The organism is Streptosporangium sp. NPDC005286, assembly GCF_040607515.1.
Lineage (GTDB): Bacteria > Actinomycetota > Actinomycetes > Streptosporangiales > Streptosporangiaceae > Streptosporangium.
Genome location: NZ_JBEXGU010000113.1, coordinates 16203 through 30686 on the forward strand (window position 1 = coordinate 16203; position 14484 = coordinate 30686).

Genomic DNA, 14484 nt, shown 5'->3' on the forward strand with positions numbered 1-14484 from the left:
GGCTGAATCGACAATTTCCAACGGGTTCTCGCCATCCGGCCCCAGCTGTGAAGATGACCGCGTCAGAGGCTTCACCTGGCTGTTTGCGGTTGGCGGGTTCTCGCTTACGGTGTCCTCATGCACACGGTGGCGGTCCTGGCTCTGGACCATGTGGTGGCGGCCGACATGGCGACGCCGATCGAGGTGTTCGGACGTGCCCGGCTGGCGGACGGGCGCCGGCCGTACCGGGTCCTGGTCTGTGCCGCGACGCCGCAGGTGGCCGGCGACGCCTTCACGCTCATCGCCCCGCACGGCCTGGAGGCGCTGCGGGAGGCGGACACGATCGTCGTGCCGGGATGCTCCGAGCAGGCCACCCCGCCCGCTCGGGAGGTGCTCGACGCCATGCGCGCGGCCGCGGCCGCTGGCACCCGGATCGCCTCCATCTGCGCGGGGGCGTTCACCCTTGCCGCGGCCGGGCTGCTGGACGGACTGAGCGCGACCACGCACTGGGTGGCGGCTCGTCGGCTGGCCCAGATGTTCCCGCGGGTGGATGTGCAACCGGATGTTCTGTACGTTGACAACGGCCAGATCCTGACCTCGGCCGGGGCCGCCGCCGGCCTGGATCTGTGCCTGCACATCATCCGGCGGGATTTCGGCTCGGCGGTCGCCGCGGACTCGGCCCGGCTGTCGGTGATGCCCTTGGAACGGGAGGGCGGGCAGGCGCAGTTCATCATTCACGCCCAGCCGCCGGTTCCCCAGGGTTCGCTGCTGGAGCCGGTGCTGTCGTGGATCGAGGACAACCTCGCCCAGGAGGTGACGTTGGCGGAGATGTCCATGCGCAGCGGGATGAGCGAGAGGACCTTCAGCCGCCGCTTCCGCGAGCAGACGGGCACCACCCCGCTGCAGTGGCTGCTGCGAGCACGCGTACGGCGTGCGCAGTTCCTGCTGGAGACCACCGGCCACGGCGTCGAACGCATCGCCGCGCAGGCCGGTTTCGGCTCGGCCACCGCGTTCCGGGAGCGGTTCAAGCGCGTCGTCGGCGTCACGCCGCAGTCCTACCGCTCCTCTTTCCGGACGAACGCCTCCTGAGCTTCCGCCTCTGCGCCATAACCGGTGCAGGCGCCTGGTGTACGAGCAGGCCGGTGTGAGATGCCACGGCGAGGTCCTCACCGTGGCGCCTCACTGTCAGCGCAGGCGGGACTCGATGGCCTCGATGATCCGTGGACGCAGTTCCGCGGCGCGGATGACGGCGTCGACGGAGCCGACCTCGACCGCGCGCTGGATGTTGTGCACGCGGTCGAACTCCGCGGCCACCTCGCCGAGCTTCTCCGCACGGACCGACGAGCGGAACTCGTCGAGCTCCGCGGTCAACGCGGCGCGGTCGGCGCCGGAGGCGGCCGTGACGCGGGCCTCCAGGTCCCGCACGCGGGGGTCGGCCGCGGTGCGGGCGTTGACGTCGCCGGAGAACACCACCGCGGCGGCGGGGGCGCCGCCGAGCACCGAGGCGAACGAGCCCTCCAGCGCGAGCACGGTCATGTTCGGGTTCAGCGCCTTCGAGAACACCACGAACGCGCCGCCGTGGTACCGCGAGATCACGCAGAACACGATGGGCCCGCGGAAGTTCACGATCGCGCGGCCGATCTCGGCGCCGTACTCCAGTTGCAGTTTCCGCATCGACTCCGGCGAGCCGTCGAAGCCCGACAGGTTCGCCAGCACCACCAGCGGCCGGTTGCCGCTGGCCGCGTTGATCGCCCGCGCGGCCTTCTTCGACGACTGCGGGAACAGTGTGCCCGCGGTGTAGGTGTCCGGGCCGTCGGTGGGCGGGAAGCCGCGCCGGGGCACCGCCCGTGACTCGATGCCGAGCAGGCACACCGGCATGCCGCCGAGATGCACGTCCTGCACCGCTGCGGTCTCCGCGTCGGCCATGCCCGCCCAGCGTTCCAGCACCGGGTGGTCCTGGTCGGAGAGCGCCCGCATCACGGTCCGGATGTCGAACGGCTTCTTGCGGTCCGGGTTGGCCTCGGCGGAGAAGATCTCGCCAACGGTGGTGAAGTCGCTGTCGACCAGGACATGCGGGAAGTCGGAGATGTCGCGGTCGACGGGGTCGGTCGTCTTCGCCCGCCGCGGCGCCTCCTCGCCGGGGGCGATGTACGTGTGGTCGTAGTGCGACATCAGCACGTCCCGCGCGGCGGCCAGGTTCGGCGCCCAGTAGTGCGCCTGCCCGTTCGGGCCCATCACCCGGTCGTAGCCGCCGATGCCGAAGTTGTCCTCGGCCGACACGCCACCGGAGAAGTCGAGCGACTGCTTGCCGGTGAGCACCATCGCCGAGTCCGGCGTCATCACCAGGATGCCCTTGGTGTGCATGAGCATCGTCGCCTCGGCGTTCCAGTACGGCTGCGCGCCGACGTTGATGCCCGCGACCACGATGTTGATCTCGCCGCCGTTCTGGGTGAACTCGACGATCCGCTTGAGCGCCGCGGCCACCCAGTCCATGTTCTCCGTGCCCGACTCCATGGAGATCCGGGCGCCGGCGGACAGCGCGTACCACTCCAGCGGCACCCGCATCCGCTCGGCCAGGTCCAGCGCGGCGACCACGCGGCGGCACTCCGGCTCCGACAGCGCGCCGAGCGACTTGGTCGGGTCGCCGAGCAGCACGACCCTGGTGAGGCCCTGCGGGTGCCGCCGGGTCGGCGTGCTGACCACGCCCGCGACGATCGCCGCGGTGTTGCGCCCCTTCGGCCGGTCGACCGGCACCAGCGCGTGGTCGTCACCGAGGTCGTGCTCGACGAAGTCGCCGAGCAGGCCGGTCAGCTCGTACGGGTACACCGTGTTGCGGCTGCTCGCGCGCAGCACCTTCTGCCGGTAGTCGTCGAGCGGCTCGACCAGCTCGTCCGACGGCTCGCCGATGGTCAGCTCGGTGCCGCCGGTGGCGTCGAAGGAGATGCGCACGGCGGTCTTGGCCAGCTCGCCGGTCTTCCGGTCGCGCTGCCGCGCGATGAACAGGATCTCCTCCAGCCCGGCGCCCGCGGTCGTCGGCAGCACGCGTCCGACGATCATCTCCAGCTCCGCGCGGGTGAGGTCGCTCGGCGGCCAGATGTAGACCACGATCCGGTTGGTGTTGAAGCGTTTCTTCGACGGTCGCCGCGACTGCGCGCGGCGGATCGAGTCGAGGCAGGTGGCGATGGTGTCCTCGGCCGTCGGCAGCGCGACCAGCCTGCCGTCGTGCTCGCGCAGCTCGGTCAGGTCACGTACCTGTGCGAACGCGACGAGGCGGTCGTCCGACGGGTTCTCCCGCGCTACGCACTGGAAGAGGTAGACCTCCTCGTCCGACGACGACAGCCGGGTGAGGTCGAACTTGCTCAGCCGCTCCAGCTGCATCCGCTGCGCGATGTACGGGTGCAGGCCGCGGATCAGCCGCTCCTCGGCCATCCCGGTGGTCGACGGGCGGAACGTGAAGTGGTGGTGCATCACCGCGCCGCCGCTGCCCGCGACGGTGGTGGTGAGTCTGCGGACCTGGTCCGGCAGCGGGTGCGCGCTGACGACCTTGTGCAGCGCGACCGCCATCGTCTCGGAGTCCTCCGGCTGATTCTCCCAGGCGAGATAGATGTCGGCGTCGATGGCGTCCTCGTCGCCCGCCAGCTCCGCGAGCCCGCGCAGCGCGTTGCCCAGCGCCTCGAAGCTCACCGCGGAGGAGACCACGCACGAGCCCGCGCGCTCGGCGACCACGAACGTGCAGCCCGCGACCTCGCTGGTGCGGACGCCGGTGAGGCCCTTGTTGCCGTAGTACCGCCGGGTCAGCACTTCCAGCATGATCGCGTTGTCCAGGTCGTCGCGGACAAGCCGCTGGCCGAGCAGCCGCACCAGCGGCTCGGTGCTGCGCACCATCTCGGCGATGCGCTCGGCGCGGTCCGGCGCGTCCGGGTGCGTGTCCAGGTGGCGCAGGTGCTTGCGGACGTCGGCGTAGACGCGGGCGCGGTTGCGGCGCAGCAGCGGCTGGGCGAACCAGGCGAACACCACGCCGCGCGCGAGGTCGGAGACCGCGGGGAAGCGGACCTGTGTCGCGGCGACCAGCCGCTCCAGCGCGAGACCGGCGGGCTCGCGCAGCGTCTCGTCCGGCGGCGGCTCGCGCAGCCACGCGCGCAGCAGCGTCGCGACGACCGTGGCGTCGGCGGACACGCGTTGCTGGGCGAGGAAGATCCGGAACACCGCGGCTTCGAGCTCGGGGGAGCGCTCCAGCTCGGTGACACCGTAGTGCCTGAGCGCCTTGGCGAGCTTGGCCTGGAACGCCTCCGGCAGCCTGGCCCGCTCGACGTCGAGGCTCTGCAGGTAGGTGTGGAAGTACTCGCGGGCGCTGTACACGTGGCCGTCACCGCCGCCGTCCTCGCCCGCCGGCCGGTTGCGGCTCAGCTCGGCGAGGTCGGCGAACACGTCGATGAGTTCGAGCTCCTCGGCCAGCGGCCGGTGGCCGTTCTCGGTGGCCGCCCGGCGCGCGGCGAGGTAGTCGTCGAGCACCCGGCGTTCGTCGTGCGGGTCGACGTCGAAGCCCAGCAGCAGGCTGCGCAGGTCCTCCTGGCCGCGCGTGGTGCGCTCCCACACCGGAATCTTCCCGGGCGTGGCGGGCAGGTCCAGCTCGACGGACTCGGTGGCCGAGGTGTCCTCGGCTGCGGTGTCGTCGTCGGCGAGCGGCTCCAGCCACAGTAGCGGTGCACCGGTCTCCACCTGGCTGCCCACGGACACGACGCATTCCTTCAGCCGCGCCTTGAACGGCGCCCGCAGCACCGTCTCCATCTTCATGCTCTCCAGCACCAGCACCGGCGCGCCCGCCTCGACCTCGGCGCCGACCTTCAGCGGCGTGGCGACGACCAGCGCGGGCGCGGGCGAGCGGACGACGCCGCCCTCGTCGCGGCTGACCCGGTGCGTCACGCCCTCCACCTCGACCAGGTGGATCGGCCCGTGCGTGTCGGTGAGCAGGCGGTACCGGGTGCCGTTGACGACGATCCGCCCGGTGTGCCGGTCGAAGCGGTCGAGCTCGACGTCGGCGGTGCGGACGTCGCCACCTGCTTCGACGCCGACGCGGAACCGATGCGCACCGACCCGTGCGACGCGCACGCGGTAGCCGACGCCACGAAGTTTGAGGTCCAGTGGCCGGCCGCTCTCGTGCTGCACCTGCGGGCGTCCGCCGAACGCCGTCGACAGCAGCCGCTGCCGCTCGACGCGTTCCTCCTCCTCGTACGCCTCGATGGCGGCGGCCGCCAGCGCGATGGCGGAGTGCCGGTGCGAGACGAGCCTGCCCTCGCCGCGGACGCGGTCGATCCAGCCGGTGTCCGCGCTGGCGTCGATCACCTCGGGCTGGTCGAGCAGGTCGAGCACGAAGCTCTTGTTCGTCGCGCCGCCCTCGATGATCACCGTGGTCTGCGCCATCGCCCGGCGCAGCCTGCCGAGCGCCTCGTCGCGGTCGCGGCCGTAGGCGATGATCTTCGCGATCATCGAGTCGAAGTCGGCGGGGATGGTGTCGCCCTCGCTGACGCCGGTGTCCACGCGGATGCCCGGCCCGGCGGGCAGGTCCAGCCGCGCGATGCGGCCCGGGGAGGGCGCGAAGTCGCGGTCGGGGTCTTCGGCGTTCAGCCGGGCCTCGATGGCGTGCCCGCGCTCCACCGGCGGCTCGCCTTCGAGCCTGCCGCCGGATGCCACCCGCAGTTGTGCCTTGACCAGGTCGAACCCGGTGGTGGACTCGGTGATCGGATGCTCGACCTGCAGGCGGGTGTTGACCTCGAGGAACGCGAACATCTTGTCGCCGGGGTGGTAGAGGAACTCGACGGTCGCCGCGCCGCGGTAACCGACCGCGACGGCCAGCCGTTCGGCCGACGCCTTGAGCTCGGCTGTCTGCACAGGGCTGAGCACCGGCGATGCCGACTCCTCGATGACCTTCTGGTTGCGCCGCTGCACCGAGCAGTCGCGGACGCCGAGCGCCCACGCGGTGCCCTCGCCGTCAGCGATCACCTGGACCTCGACGTGCCGGGCACCGGTGACCAGGCGTTCCAGGAACACGATGCCGCTGCCGAACGCCCGCGCGGCCTCCTGGCTGGTGCGCTCGTAGGCGTCGGCGAGCTCGGCCTCGTTCGTGATCACGCGGATGCCGCGCCCGCCGCCGCCCGCGGTCGCCTTCAGCATCAGCGGGTAGCCGATCTCGGCCGCCGCCGCCAGGGCGGCGTCCAGGGTCTCGACCGCACCGCGACTCCACGGTGCGACCGGCACGCCGACCTCCTCGGCGATCAGCTTCGCGCCGATCTTGTCGCCGAGCTTGCGCATGGCCTCGGCGCTCGGTCCGACGAAGGTGACTCCAACCTTCTCGCACAGCTCCGCGAACGCCGGGTCCTCTGCGACGAAGCCCCAGCCCACCCATGCGGCGTCGGCCCCGGTCTCCACCAACGCACGCTCCAGCACCTTCAGGTCGAGGTACGGGCGCGCGGACGCGGGACCGAGATCGTAGGACAGGTCCGCTTCGCGGACGAAGGTGGCCGTGCGGTCGACGTCGGTGTGCAGGGCGACGGTCTCGACCCGTGTCCCGCTCTCCGCGGCGATGTCCCGTACGGCGTGGATGAGCCGCATAGCGGCCTCACCACGATTGACGATGGCGACACGACTGAACACCCGACCGAGCCTTCCTGTAGACCAACGATGTGCGCGCCGTGACACGGCGGCCCCCCGGCAGTGTTCACCCTTCCGTCTACCAGCTGGTAACGCCATGTCGCAGACAGCGCACGCTACACGGCTCCAGTTGTAGAAACCGATCAAAAGCCGTGGGCCGCCCGAGCCTGACCGGGCATGCGCGAGCGGAGTGGCGGCACGCTTCGCCGCACTTCGACTGGGACACGAAACAGGACCGGTACATGCCGGCCGGGGTCGCTGAGGACGCGGCTGAGCAGTGAGTCGTTTTCCGCCACCAGCTCGGATCCGTCTTCTCCCAGGCTCACCCGCTCAGTGGACTCATCTGCTATGCCCTTTGTCGGTGGTGGGCTCACCTTTCTTGTGCGGCAAGGCGGGAGAAAGTGCATTTTCGCGGTTTCGACAGACACCAAGTCTACCCAAAATTGTGACAAAACCCCCTGTAGTCTCTCGCCGTGACCACAGAGATCGCCGCCAAGCTGGGTGGACGTTCCTGGACGGCTCTGATCGTGCTCGGCTTCGCCGGGCAGGTGGCATGGACCGTCGAGAACATGTACCTGAACGTGTTCCTCTACGACACCGTCAGCGACGACCCCGGCGCCATCGCCACCATGGTCGCCGCCAGCGCGGCGACCGCGACGGTGGCCACCCTGCTGGTCGGCGCGCTCTCCGACCGGGCGGGACGCCGCCGCTCCTTCATCGCCGCCGGATACGTGCTGTGGGGGCTGGCCACGGCGGCCTTCGGCTTCGTCACCGTCGACGCGGTCGCGGCCGTCGCCCCGGCGGCCGGAGCCGTCACGGCCACGGTGGTCGCGGTCATCGCGCTGGACTGCGTGATGTCGTTCCTCGGCGCCGGGGCGAACGACGCGGCCTTCCAGGCGTGGGTGACCGATGTGACCCGCCCGGCGAACCGGGGCCGGGTGGAGTCGGTGCTGGCGATCATGCCGCTGGTGTCGATGCTGGCCGTCTTCGGCGGGTTCGACTCGCTGACCCGCGCGGGGGAGTGGCGGCTGTTCTTTGTGCTCATCGGGGCGATCATCGTCGTGGTCGGAGCCGTCTCCTGGGTGCTCGTGCGCGACCGCCCGGACCCGGTACGCCAGGAGGGCGCCTACCTGGCCTCACTCGTGCACGGGCTGCGGCCGAGCGCGGTACGGGCCAACCCCGTCCTCTACCTGGCCCTGGCCGCGTGGACGATCTGGGGGATCTCCACCCAGGTCTTCCTGCCCTACCTGATCATCTACCTGCAGCGATACCTGAACATCGAGGGGTACGCGATCGTCCTGGCCGTGGTGCTGACCGGCTCCTCGGCGGTCAGCGTCGCGTGCGGGCCGCTCATCGACCGGGTGGGCAAGGTGCGCTTCCTGCCGCCCGCGATCGCCGTGTACGGCACGGGTCTGCTGCTGATGTCCGTCGCGACCGGGATGATCCCGGTGATCGCCGCCGGGCTCGTCATGATGTCCGGGTTCATGCTGGTGCTCGCGCCCATCGCGGCGATCGTCCGCGACCACTCGCCGCCGGACCGCGCCGGTCACGTCCAGGGACTGCGGATGGTCTTCGCGATTCTCGTCCCCATGATCGTCGGTCCCTTCCTGGGCGCCGCCGTGATCAAGGGGGCCGACGCCTACTACGAGGAGCTCGGGGTGCTCAAACAAGTCCCCTCACCGGCCATCTTCCTGGCCGCCACGGTCGTGGTGGCGTTCATGGCCGTGCCGGTGCGGGCGCTGCGCCGCAGGGGGACCGCATGACCCTGCTGACCCGCTGGGGCGCGGCCCTCGACCCCGAGGCCGTGCTGCCGGAGTACCCCAGGCCGCAGCTCGTCCGCGACAGCTACCTCAACCTCAACGGCCGCTGGCGGTACGCCGTCTCCCCGGTCGAGCCCGAGGCCCCCGACGGCTACGACGGCTACGACGGTGACATCGTCGTGCCGTTCTCCCCCGAGGCTCCGCTGTCCGGCGTCGGGCGGCAACTCCTGCCAGGGCAGACGCTGTGGTACCGGCGCGCGCTCACCCTGCCCGACGGGTTCGCCGTCCCGGGCGGGCGGGTGCTGCTGCACTTCGGCGCGGTCGACCAGACCTGCCGGGTGCTGCTCAACGGGGTCGAGGTGGGCACGCACACCGGCGGCTACCTGCCGTTCGCCTGCGACATCACCGACACCCTGCGCGAGGGCCCTAACACGCTGGTCGTGGCCGTGCGGGACGACTCCGACACCGGGCACCACTCGCGCGGCAAGCAAAAGCTGCGCCGGGGCGGCATCTGGTACACCGCCCAGTCGGGCATCTGGCAGACCGTGTGGGCCGAGTGCGTGCCCGCCGTACACGTGGAGCGGCTCACGCTCGTCCCGCACCTGGACGCCTCGTGCGTCGAGGTGACGGTGCACGCCGCCTCGGGGCGGGCCGCCGTCGATATCCTCGCCGACGGCGAGGTGGTCGCGTCCGCCGAGGCGGACGCGGGCGTGCCGGTGCGGATCTCGATCCCGGACGTCCGCCCGTGGAGTCCCGAGGACCCGTATCTGTACGACGTGTCGGTGCGTCTCGGGGCCGACGGCGTACGCGGCTACGTCGGCATGCGCTCCTTCGGTGTCGGGCGCGACGCGGACGGCGTGCCCAGGCTGCTGCTCAACGGACGCCCCTACTTCCACGCCGGGGTCCTGGACCAGGGCTACTGGCCCGACGGCCTGTACACGCCGCCCTCCGACGAGGCCATGGTCCACGACATCGAGACCATGAAGCGGCTCGGCTTCAACATGCTGCGCAAGCACATCAAGATCGAGCCGATGCGTTGGTACCACCACTGCGACCGGCTCGGCATGCTCGTCTGGCAGGACATGGTGAACGGCGGCGGCCGCTATCACCCGCTGGTGATCACCGCGCCGGTGCTGACACCGCTGCGCCTCGACGACCGCCACCACCGGTGGTTCGGGCGCGGCGACGCCGAGGGCCGTGAGCGGTTCGCAGCCGAGCTGCGGGAGACCGTCGAGCTGCTGCGCAACGTGGTGGGCCTGGCCGTTTGGGTGCCGTTCAACGAGGGCTGGGGCCAGTTCGACGCGGCGGGCGCCGCCGGGGAGCTCGCCGCGCTCGACCCCACCCGGACGGTCGACCACGCGAGCGGGTGGCACGACCAGGGCGCGGGCGACCTGCGGAGCCTGCACGTGTACTTCCGCCGTTTCCGCCCGCCCGCCGGACGCGACGGGCGGGCGCTGGTCCTGTCGGAGTACGGCGGCTACTCGCTGCGCGTCGAGGGCCACACCTTCAACGACCGCGAGTTCGGCTACCGCAGATGCCGTACGCCGGCGCAGCTCGGCGGCGCGTTCGCCCGGCTGCACTACCGGCAGATCGTGCCCGCCGTGCCGCGCGGCCTGAGCGCGACCGTCTACACCCAGCTCTCCGACGTCGAGGACGAGCTGAACGGCCTGCTCACCTACGACCGCGAGGTGCTCAAACTCCCCGCCGAACTGGTGCGGACCGTCAACGGGCGGCTCCGGCTGGGCTGAACCCCGCCGGCGCCGGACGGCCGTCCCGGCCGGTCCCATCGGGCGGGCGGCATGGCCGGGCCGGTCCTCACCAGCGCTGGCGGGCCTCCTCGGCCCAGCCGACCAGACCGTCGAGGTCGACCCATTCGCCCTCGTCGGTCCGGGCGCGGCCGGAGAAGTGGCCGAAGCACTGGTGGGTCTCGCTGCCCACCACGCCCAGCTCGGTGCGCGAGATCTTCTCGTGGAACGGGTGGAAGACCACCTCCACCCCGGGACCGGTCATCCGCCAGGGCCGCATCCAGTCGCGCCGGTCGTACACCCAGGCCAGCTCATCGCCGATCTTGTGCATCCGCCCGTCGACGAACAGCGCGTTCTCCGTCGAGCGGGTGCCGTCGGTCCACTTGCCGCCGAGCTGGATCGCCCGCCCCGGCGCGCTGCCCGCCGCCCAGTTCCAGGTGATCGAGTACGGCCAGCGGCCCCGTCCGTGGTCGAGCACCGCGAAGGAGGTCGCCTCGTCGAGGACGTGCCGGTTCCCCCCGACGGTCAGCGTGCCGCGCACCGGCCTGCCGACGTCTTTGACCGTGTACTGGAACCTCCGGGCGCTCCACGGGACGACCACGCCGAGCGACTCGTGCCCCTCCGGCAGCGGCACCTCCACGTCGAGCCGCACCCCGGGCACGGCGGCCCGCAGCGAGGTGCCCTCGGGGCGCTGGTCGATGTCGATGCGCAGGCCCGGACCGCGTACCGACGTCCGGCCCGCGCCGCTGCGGTCCGGTAGCACCGCGCCGCGCGCCAGCGGCACGACCACGTCCTTGGTGATCTCCGCGCCGGTCGCGCGGTCGAGCACGTAGACGCCGTGCACGCCCGCGTAGTCGAGCGACGAGGCCACCAGCCCGACGATGTGGCCGGGGGTGACGATGCCCCAGTACTCCCAGCGTTTGGTCCTGCCCCAGCCGCGCAGGTTCGCGCGGTGCAGCGGGCGCCTGCTCCAGCCGACCGCGTCGGGGTTGAGGCGTCCGTCGGGCAGGCACAGATCGACGGGGGCGGTGATCTCCCGCTCGTGGGTCGGCATAGCCAGAGGGTAGTGGCGCACGGCCGGGGCTCCCATCCCGGGGCGGGCGTACGCCGCTCCGGAGCGGGGGCGCGGGGCACGCGGCGCGCGGGCACCACCGGTGCGGCCTCCCCGTCGGACCGGCCCGTGGCCGGTCGTCCGCCGAAGGGCCACCGTGAGGCTCGGCGTAGGTCCTGATGGGGTGGATCTCTCGGGACGGCTGGGCGGCCTGGGCCAGCAGCCAGGCGGGGGAGTAGCCGCCGCCTCGGTGGGCGACAGGGGAGAGCTGTGGTCTGGGGAACCTCTCCTGGCCCGCATCGATGCCTACCCGATGCGGTGGTCGTGCAACGAGTACAAGCGGCTACGGAGCCGAAAGAAGGCCCGGCCCGGCGGAAGAGGGTCGAGCACGGCCGCGATTCCGGTCAGCCGGTCCTGGTGGCGAATGGGCCGCCGGCGCCGAACGCGAGCCGCGCGAAGTTCTCGCCGATGCGGCGGTGTCCTGCGGGGCCAGGGTGGACCTCGTCGGGCAGCGGCAGTTCGGCGTAGTCCGTCTCGCCGTAAAGGTCGCGGCCGTCGAGGTAGTGCAGGTTCGGGTCGTCAGCCGCCCGCTGTTCGACGATCCGGGCGAGTTCGTCGCGGATGACGTTGAGCGTCAGACGCCCGGCGGCGCGTTCGGCCGGGTCGCCCGTGGCCTTGAACCGCAAGGTCCCGCCGTCGAAGTCGGGCGCGAGGGGGCCGGGGGTGTCCTCCTGGACCGGGCACAGGATGGAGGACACGACCAGCAGCGGCGTGGTCGGATGCCCCTCGCGGATGGTGTCGAGGAAGCCATGGGCCGCAGGGGTGAAAGCGCGCAGGCGCATCACGTCGGTGTTGACGACATTGATGCCGATCTTGATGCTGATCAGGTCCGCAGGGGTGTCCCGCATCGCGCGGGCGGTGAACGGGTCGAGCAGCGCGCTGCCGCCGAATCCCAGATTGACCAGTTCCACTCCGCCCTGGGCGGCGGCCAGGGCCGGCCAGATGGCGGTCGGGTGGGTGGCGTTCGAGCCGTGGCTGATGGAACTGCCGTGGTGCAGCCACACCCTGCGCCCACTGTCCGGCGCCGGCTCGACCGGGGCGTCGGTGCGCAGGGCGATCAGCTCGGTGATCTCGGTATGAGGAAGCCAGATCTCGACGTCCTTGTCACGCGCGGGCAGACCGGTGAACCGGGCGGTGCCGTGAGGCCCTTCACGCAGTTCGACGGACTGGGTGGCCATGTCGATCGTGCGGACCTTGCCGCCGGTCACCGCGGCCTGGGCAGCGAGACGGCCGTCGACCAGCAGGTCGTATACGCCGTCCGCCGGGGTCGGGAGACCTCGGTAGGCCCTCTTGGTGGGCAGCGTGTCCAGTTCGATGATGGTGGCCCGGGTGCGGAAGGCCAACCGCACGCCGGACGACTGGGCCTCGGCCACGGCCAGTTGGTCGTCAGGGATCTGCCGACGAGCCCGAGCGGGCAGCCGGTGCGGCAGCAGGCCGTGCGCCGTGCGTTCCACGTCGAGGACGCCGCGCAGGATGTCCGCGGTGACGGGTGTGGTGATCCAGTCGTGCTCGGTGTTCATTGCCTCAGCCTGTTGATCAAGATTTTCGGATTGTTCGGATGCGCCGGTGCGCGGCGCGGCCCCCTGACGGTCAGGGTGCGGTCCAGTTCCGCAGCAGGGCGTCCAGGGAATCCACGATCCAGGACCAGGATTCCTGCGGATCGACTGCGGTATGGCTGAAGCCTCCGCCCATCTCCAGGCTGACGTAGCCATGGAAGACGCTGCCCAGCATCCGGACCGCGTGCGTCTGGTCCGGCTCCGTCAGGTCGTAGCCGCGCAGGATCGCCCGTGTCATCTGCGCATGCCTGACACCGGCGCTGGCGGCCGCCGTCTTGGGGTCGAGCCTGAGCTGGGCGGCGGCGTAGCGGCCGGGGTGCTCCCGGGCGTAGTCGCGGTAGACGTTCGCGAAGGCGGCCAGGGCGTCCTTGCCGGCGCGCCCGGCCAGGGCGGCGGCGACCCGGTCGGCGAGTTCCTCCAGGGCGAACAGGGCGATCCTGGTCTTGAGGTCCTGGGAGTTCTTCAGGTGCGAGTACAGACTCGCGACCTTGACGTCGAACCGCCGGGCGAGCGCCGAGACGGTCACCTGATCGAAGCCGACCTCGTCGGCCAGTTCCGCCCCCGCCCGGGTCAGGCGTTCCGTGGTCAGCCCTGCTCGAACCATAACCTTCCTCCTATCTGGCGACACCCATTATGCATTTGCCTAATGGCTTTAGGCAAATTAGCCTGCCGTTCACGAAGCCGCCGACTGAGCAGGAGATCCGTACCGCGTTCGTGAACCGCACCAAGGGCGGAGCGAAGCGCCTGAGTGACCATCTGAAGCCGCTCGCCAAGTTCCCCCGCGATCCCGCACCGCGATCGTTCCACCAGCCTGTGCTCGCGCTCACCCACGACGTCAAGCCGGGCGAGGAGCCGGACTACATCCCCCGCCTCACGCGGGTGCTCCGGCTCAGCACGGCGACGGGCTACCGGCTCACCGTCCCCGGCGCGGCACACCTCACCTTCACCGACGCCCCGCTCTACCTGCCGCCCCTGCCCGCGCTCGTCGGCTCCCTAGGCCGAACCGCCGGGCCGCGGCTCACCGCGGCGGCCACCGCCGCCTTCCTGGACGCCACACTCCGCGGCAAACCTGGCGACCTGGCCGCGGCCCTATCCAGGTACGGTCACCTGACCGTCCAGTAGGAGCGGCGCCGTCGGCTGAGGCGGCTCGGGGACACCGATGGTCCAGAACTCCCGAAGCCCCGGCGAGGGGCAAGGCAGGGGATCGTTGCGGTCAGCCAGTGGGCAGTCCGACGCGAGCGGTCTGAGCGCCGGCCTCGAGTTGTGGGCGCGGGCGTGGCGGATCTGCTCGGCAGGGGTTTCCCCCCGGTCCACGAGCACCCCGCGGGTCGAGCGGCACGAGGACCGCTCGATGGTGATGCTGACTCGACGCGCCATGATCGAGGCGCTCCTCAGTTATTAATCTACATTGTAAAGGCGTCCGCTTGGTTTCATGATAAAAGTCCACAACGACATACCGCCGAGGTGGCGACAGGCCTTTCCGGAGTACCGCAGGCCGATGCTTTCGCCTTTGACCCTCCCGGTGGCGGCTGGAGCACCTGCAGCGCACTACTGGCCGCGCCGCCACAGCGTGACCAGGACCTGTATCGCGTGTGAGATGGAACGAGTGAGGTCTTCGGTAGGTGGTCCCAGTGGTAACGACGCGGGAAACAACGGATACGCAGGTCAGAGCTCCTTAAGGGAGC

General features: G+C 71.0%; 8 protein-coding genes. 4 read left to right on the forward strand and 4 right to left on the reverse strand.

Annotation, left to right across the window (positions count from 1 at the left end):
- Positions 1 to 117 precede the first annotated feature (117 nt).
- Positions 118 to 1068, forward strand: coding sequence for a helix-turn-helix domain-containing protein (locus ABZU75_RS31650; protein ID WP_355562146.1), 951 nt, complete (start codon positions 118 to 120; stop codon positions 1066 to 1068).
- 96 nt (positions 1069 to 1164) lie between these two features.
- Here the strand turns inward: ABZU75_RS31650 and ABZU75_RS31655 are convergent, their stop codons facing one another.
- Positions 1165 to 6630, reverse strand: a complete 5466-nt coding sequence (locus ABZU75_RS31655; protein WP_355562149.1) for a carboxyl transferase domain-containing protein — start codon at positions 6628 to 6630, stop codon at positions 1165 to 1167.
- Positions 6631 to 7100: 470 nt separating this feature from the next.
- Between ABZU75_RS31655 and ABZU75_RS31660 the strand changes: the two genes are divergently transcribed.
- Both ABZU75_RS31660 and ABZU75_RS31665 read left to right on the forward strand, forming a co-directional pair.
- On the forward strand, positions 7101 to 8390 hold the full coding sequence (locus ABZU75_RS31660) for an MFS transporter (RefSeq protein WP_355562152.1): 1290 nt from the start codon (positions 7101 to 7103) through the stop codon (positions 8388 to 8390).
- Positions 8387 to 10135, forward strand: a complete 1749-nt coding sequence (locus ABZU75_RS31665; RefSeq protein ID WP_355562154.1) for a sugar-binding domain-containing protein — start codon at positions 8387 to 8389, stop codon at positions 10133 to 10135. Before ABZU75_RS31660 ends, ABZU75_RS31665 begins: the two co-directional genes overlap by 4 nt.
- 67 nt (positions 10136 to 10202) lie before the next feature.
- Here ABZU75_RS31665 and ABZU75_RS31670 read toward each other — a convergent pair whose 3' ends face one another.
- The 3 genes from ABZU75_RS31670 to ABZU75_RS31680 form a co-directional block, all read right to left on the reverse strand.
- Positions 10203 to 11186: a DUF2804 domain-containing protein gene (locus ABZU75_RS31670; RefSeq protein ID WP_355562157.1), complete on the reverse strand. Its 984-nt coding sequence runs from the start codon at positions 11184 to 11186 to the stop codon at positions 10203 to 10205.
- Between the two features lie 401 nt (positions 11187 to 11587).
- Positions 11588 to 12763, reverse strand: coding sequence for a GDSL-type esterase/lipase family protein (locus tag ABZU75_RS31675; RefSeq protein WP_355562160.1), 1176 nt, complete (start codon positions 12761 to 12763; stop codon positions 11588 to 11590).
- Between the two features lie 70 nt (positions 12764 to 12833).
- A complete protein-coding gene (locus ABZU75_RS31680; RefSeq protein WP_350926913.1) occupies positions 12834 to 13403 on the reverse strand; it encodes a TetR/AcrR family transcriptional regulator in 570 nt (189 codons plus the stop codon).
- Positions 13404 to 13513: 110 nt separating this feature from the next.
- On the opposite strand from ABZU75_RS31680, the gene ABZU75_RS31685 reads away from it, so the two are divergent.
- Positions 13514 to 13921 carry a hypothetical protein gene (locus ABZU75_RS31685; RefSeq protein WP_355562163.1) on the forward strand — a complete coding sequence of 136 codons (408 nt, stop codon included), beginning with the start codon at positions 13514 to 13516 and terminating at the stop codon, positions 13919 to 13921.
- Positions 13922 to 14484 lie beyond the last annotated feature (563 nt).

Excerpts from the sequence above, each read along its gene's own strand:
- ABZU75_RS31650 (WP_355562146.1), top strand. The coding sequence starts at position 118 with ATGCACACGGTGGCGGTCCTGGCTCTGGACCATGTGGTGGCGGCCGAC.
- ABZU75_RS31665 (WP_355562154.1), top strand. The coding sequence starts at position 8,387 with ATGACCCTGCTGACCCGCTGGGGCGCGGCCCTCGACCCCGAGGCCGTG.
- ABZU75_RS31670 (WP_355562157.1), bottom strand. The coding sequence starts at position 11,186 with ATGCCGACCCACGAGCGGGAGATCACCGCCCCCGTCGATCTGTGCCTG.
- ABZU75_RS31675 (WP_355562160.1), bottom strand. The coding sequence starts at position 12,763 with ATGAACACCGAGCACGACTGGATCACCACACCCGTCACCGCGGACATC.
- ABZU75_RS31680 (WP_350926913.1), bottom strand. The coding sequence starts at position 13,403 with ATGGTTCGAGCAGGGCTGACCACGGAACGCCTGACCCGGGCGGGGGCG.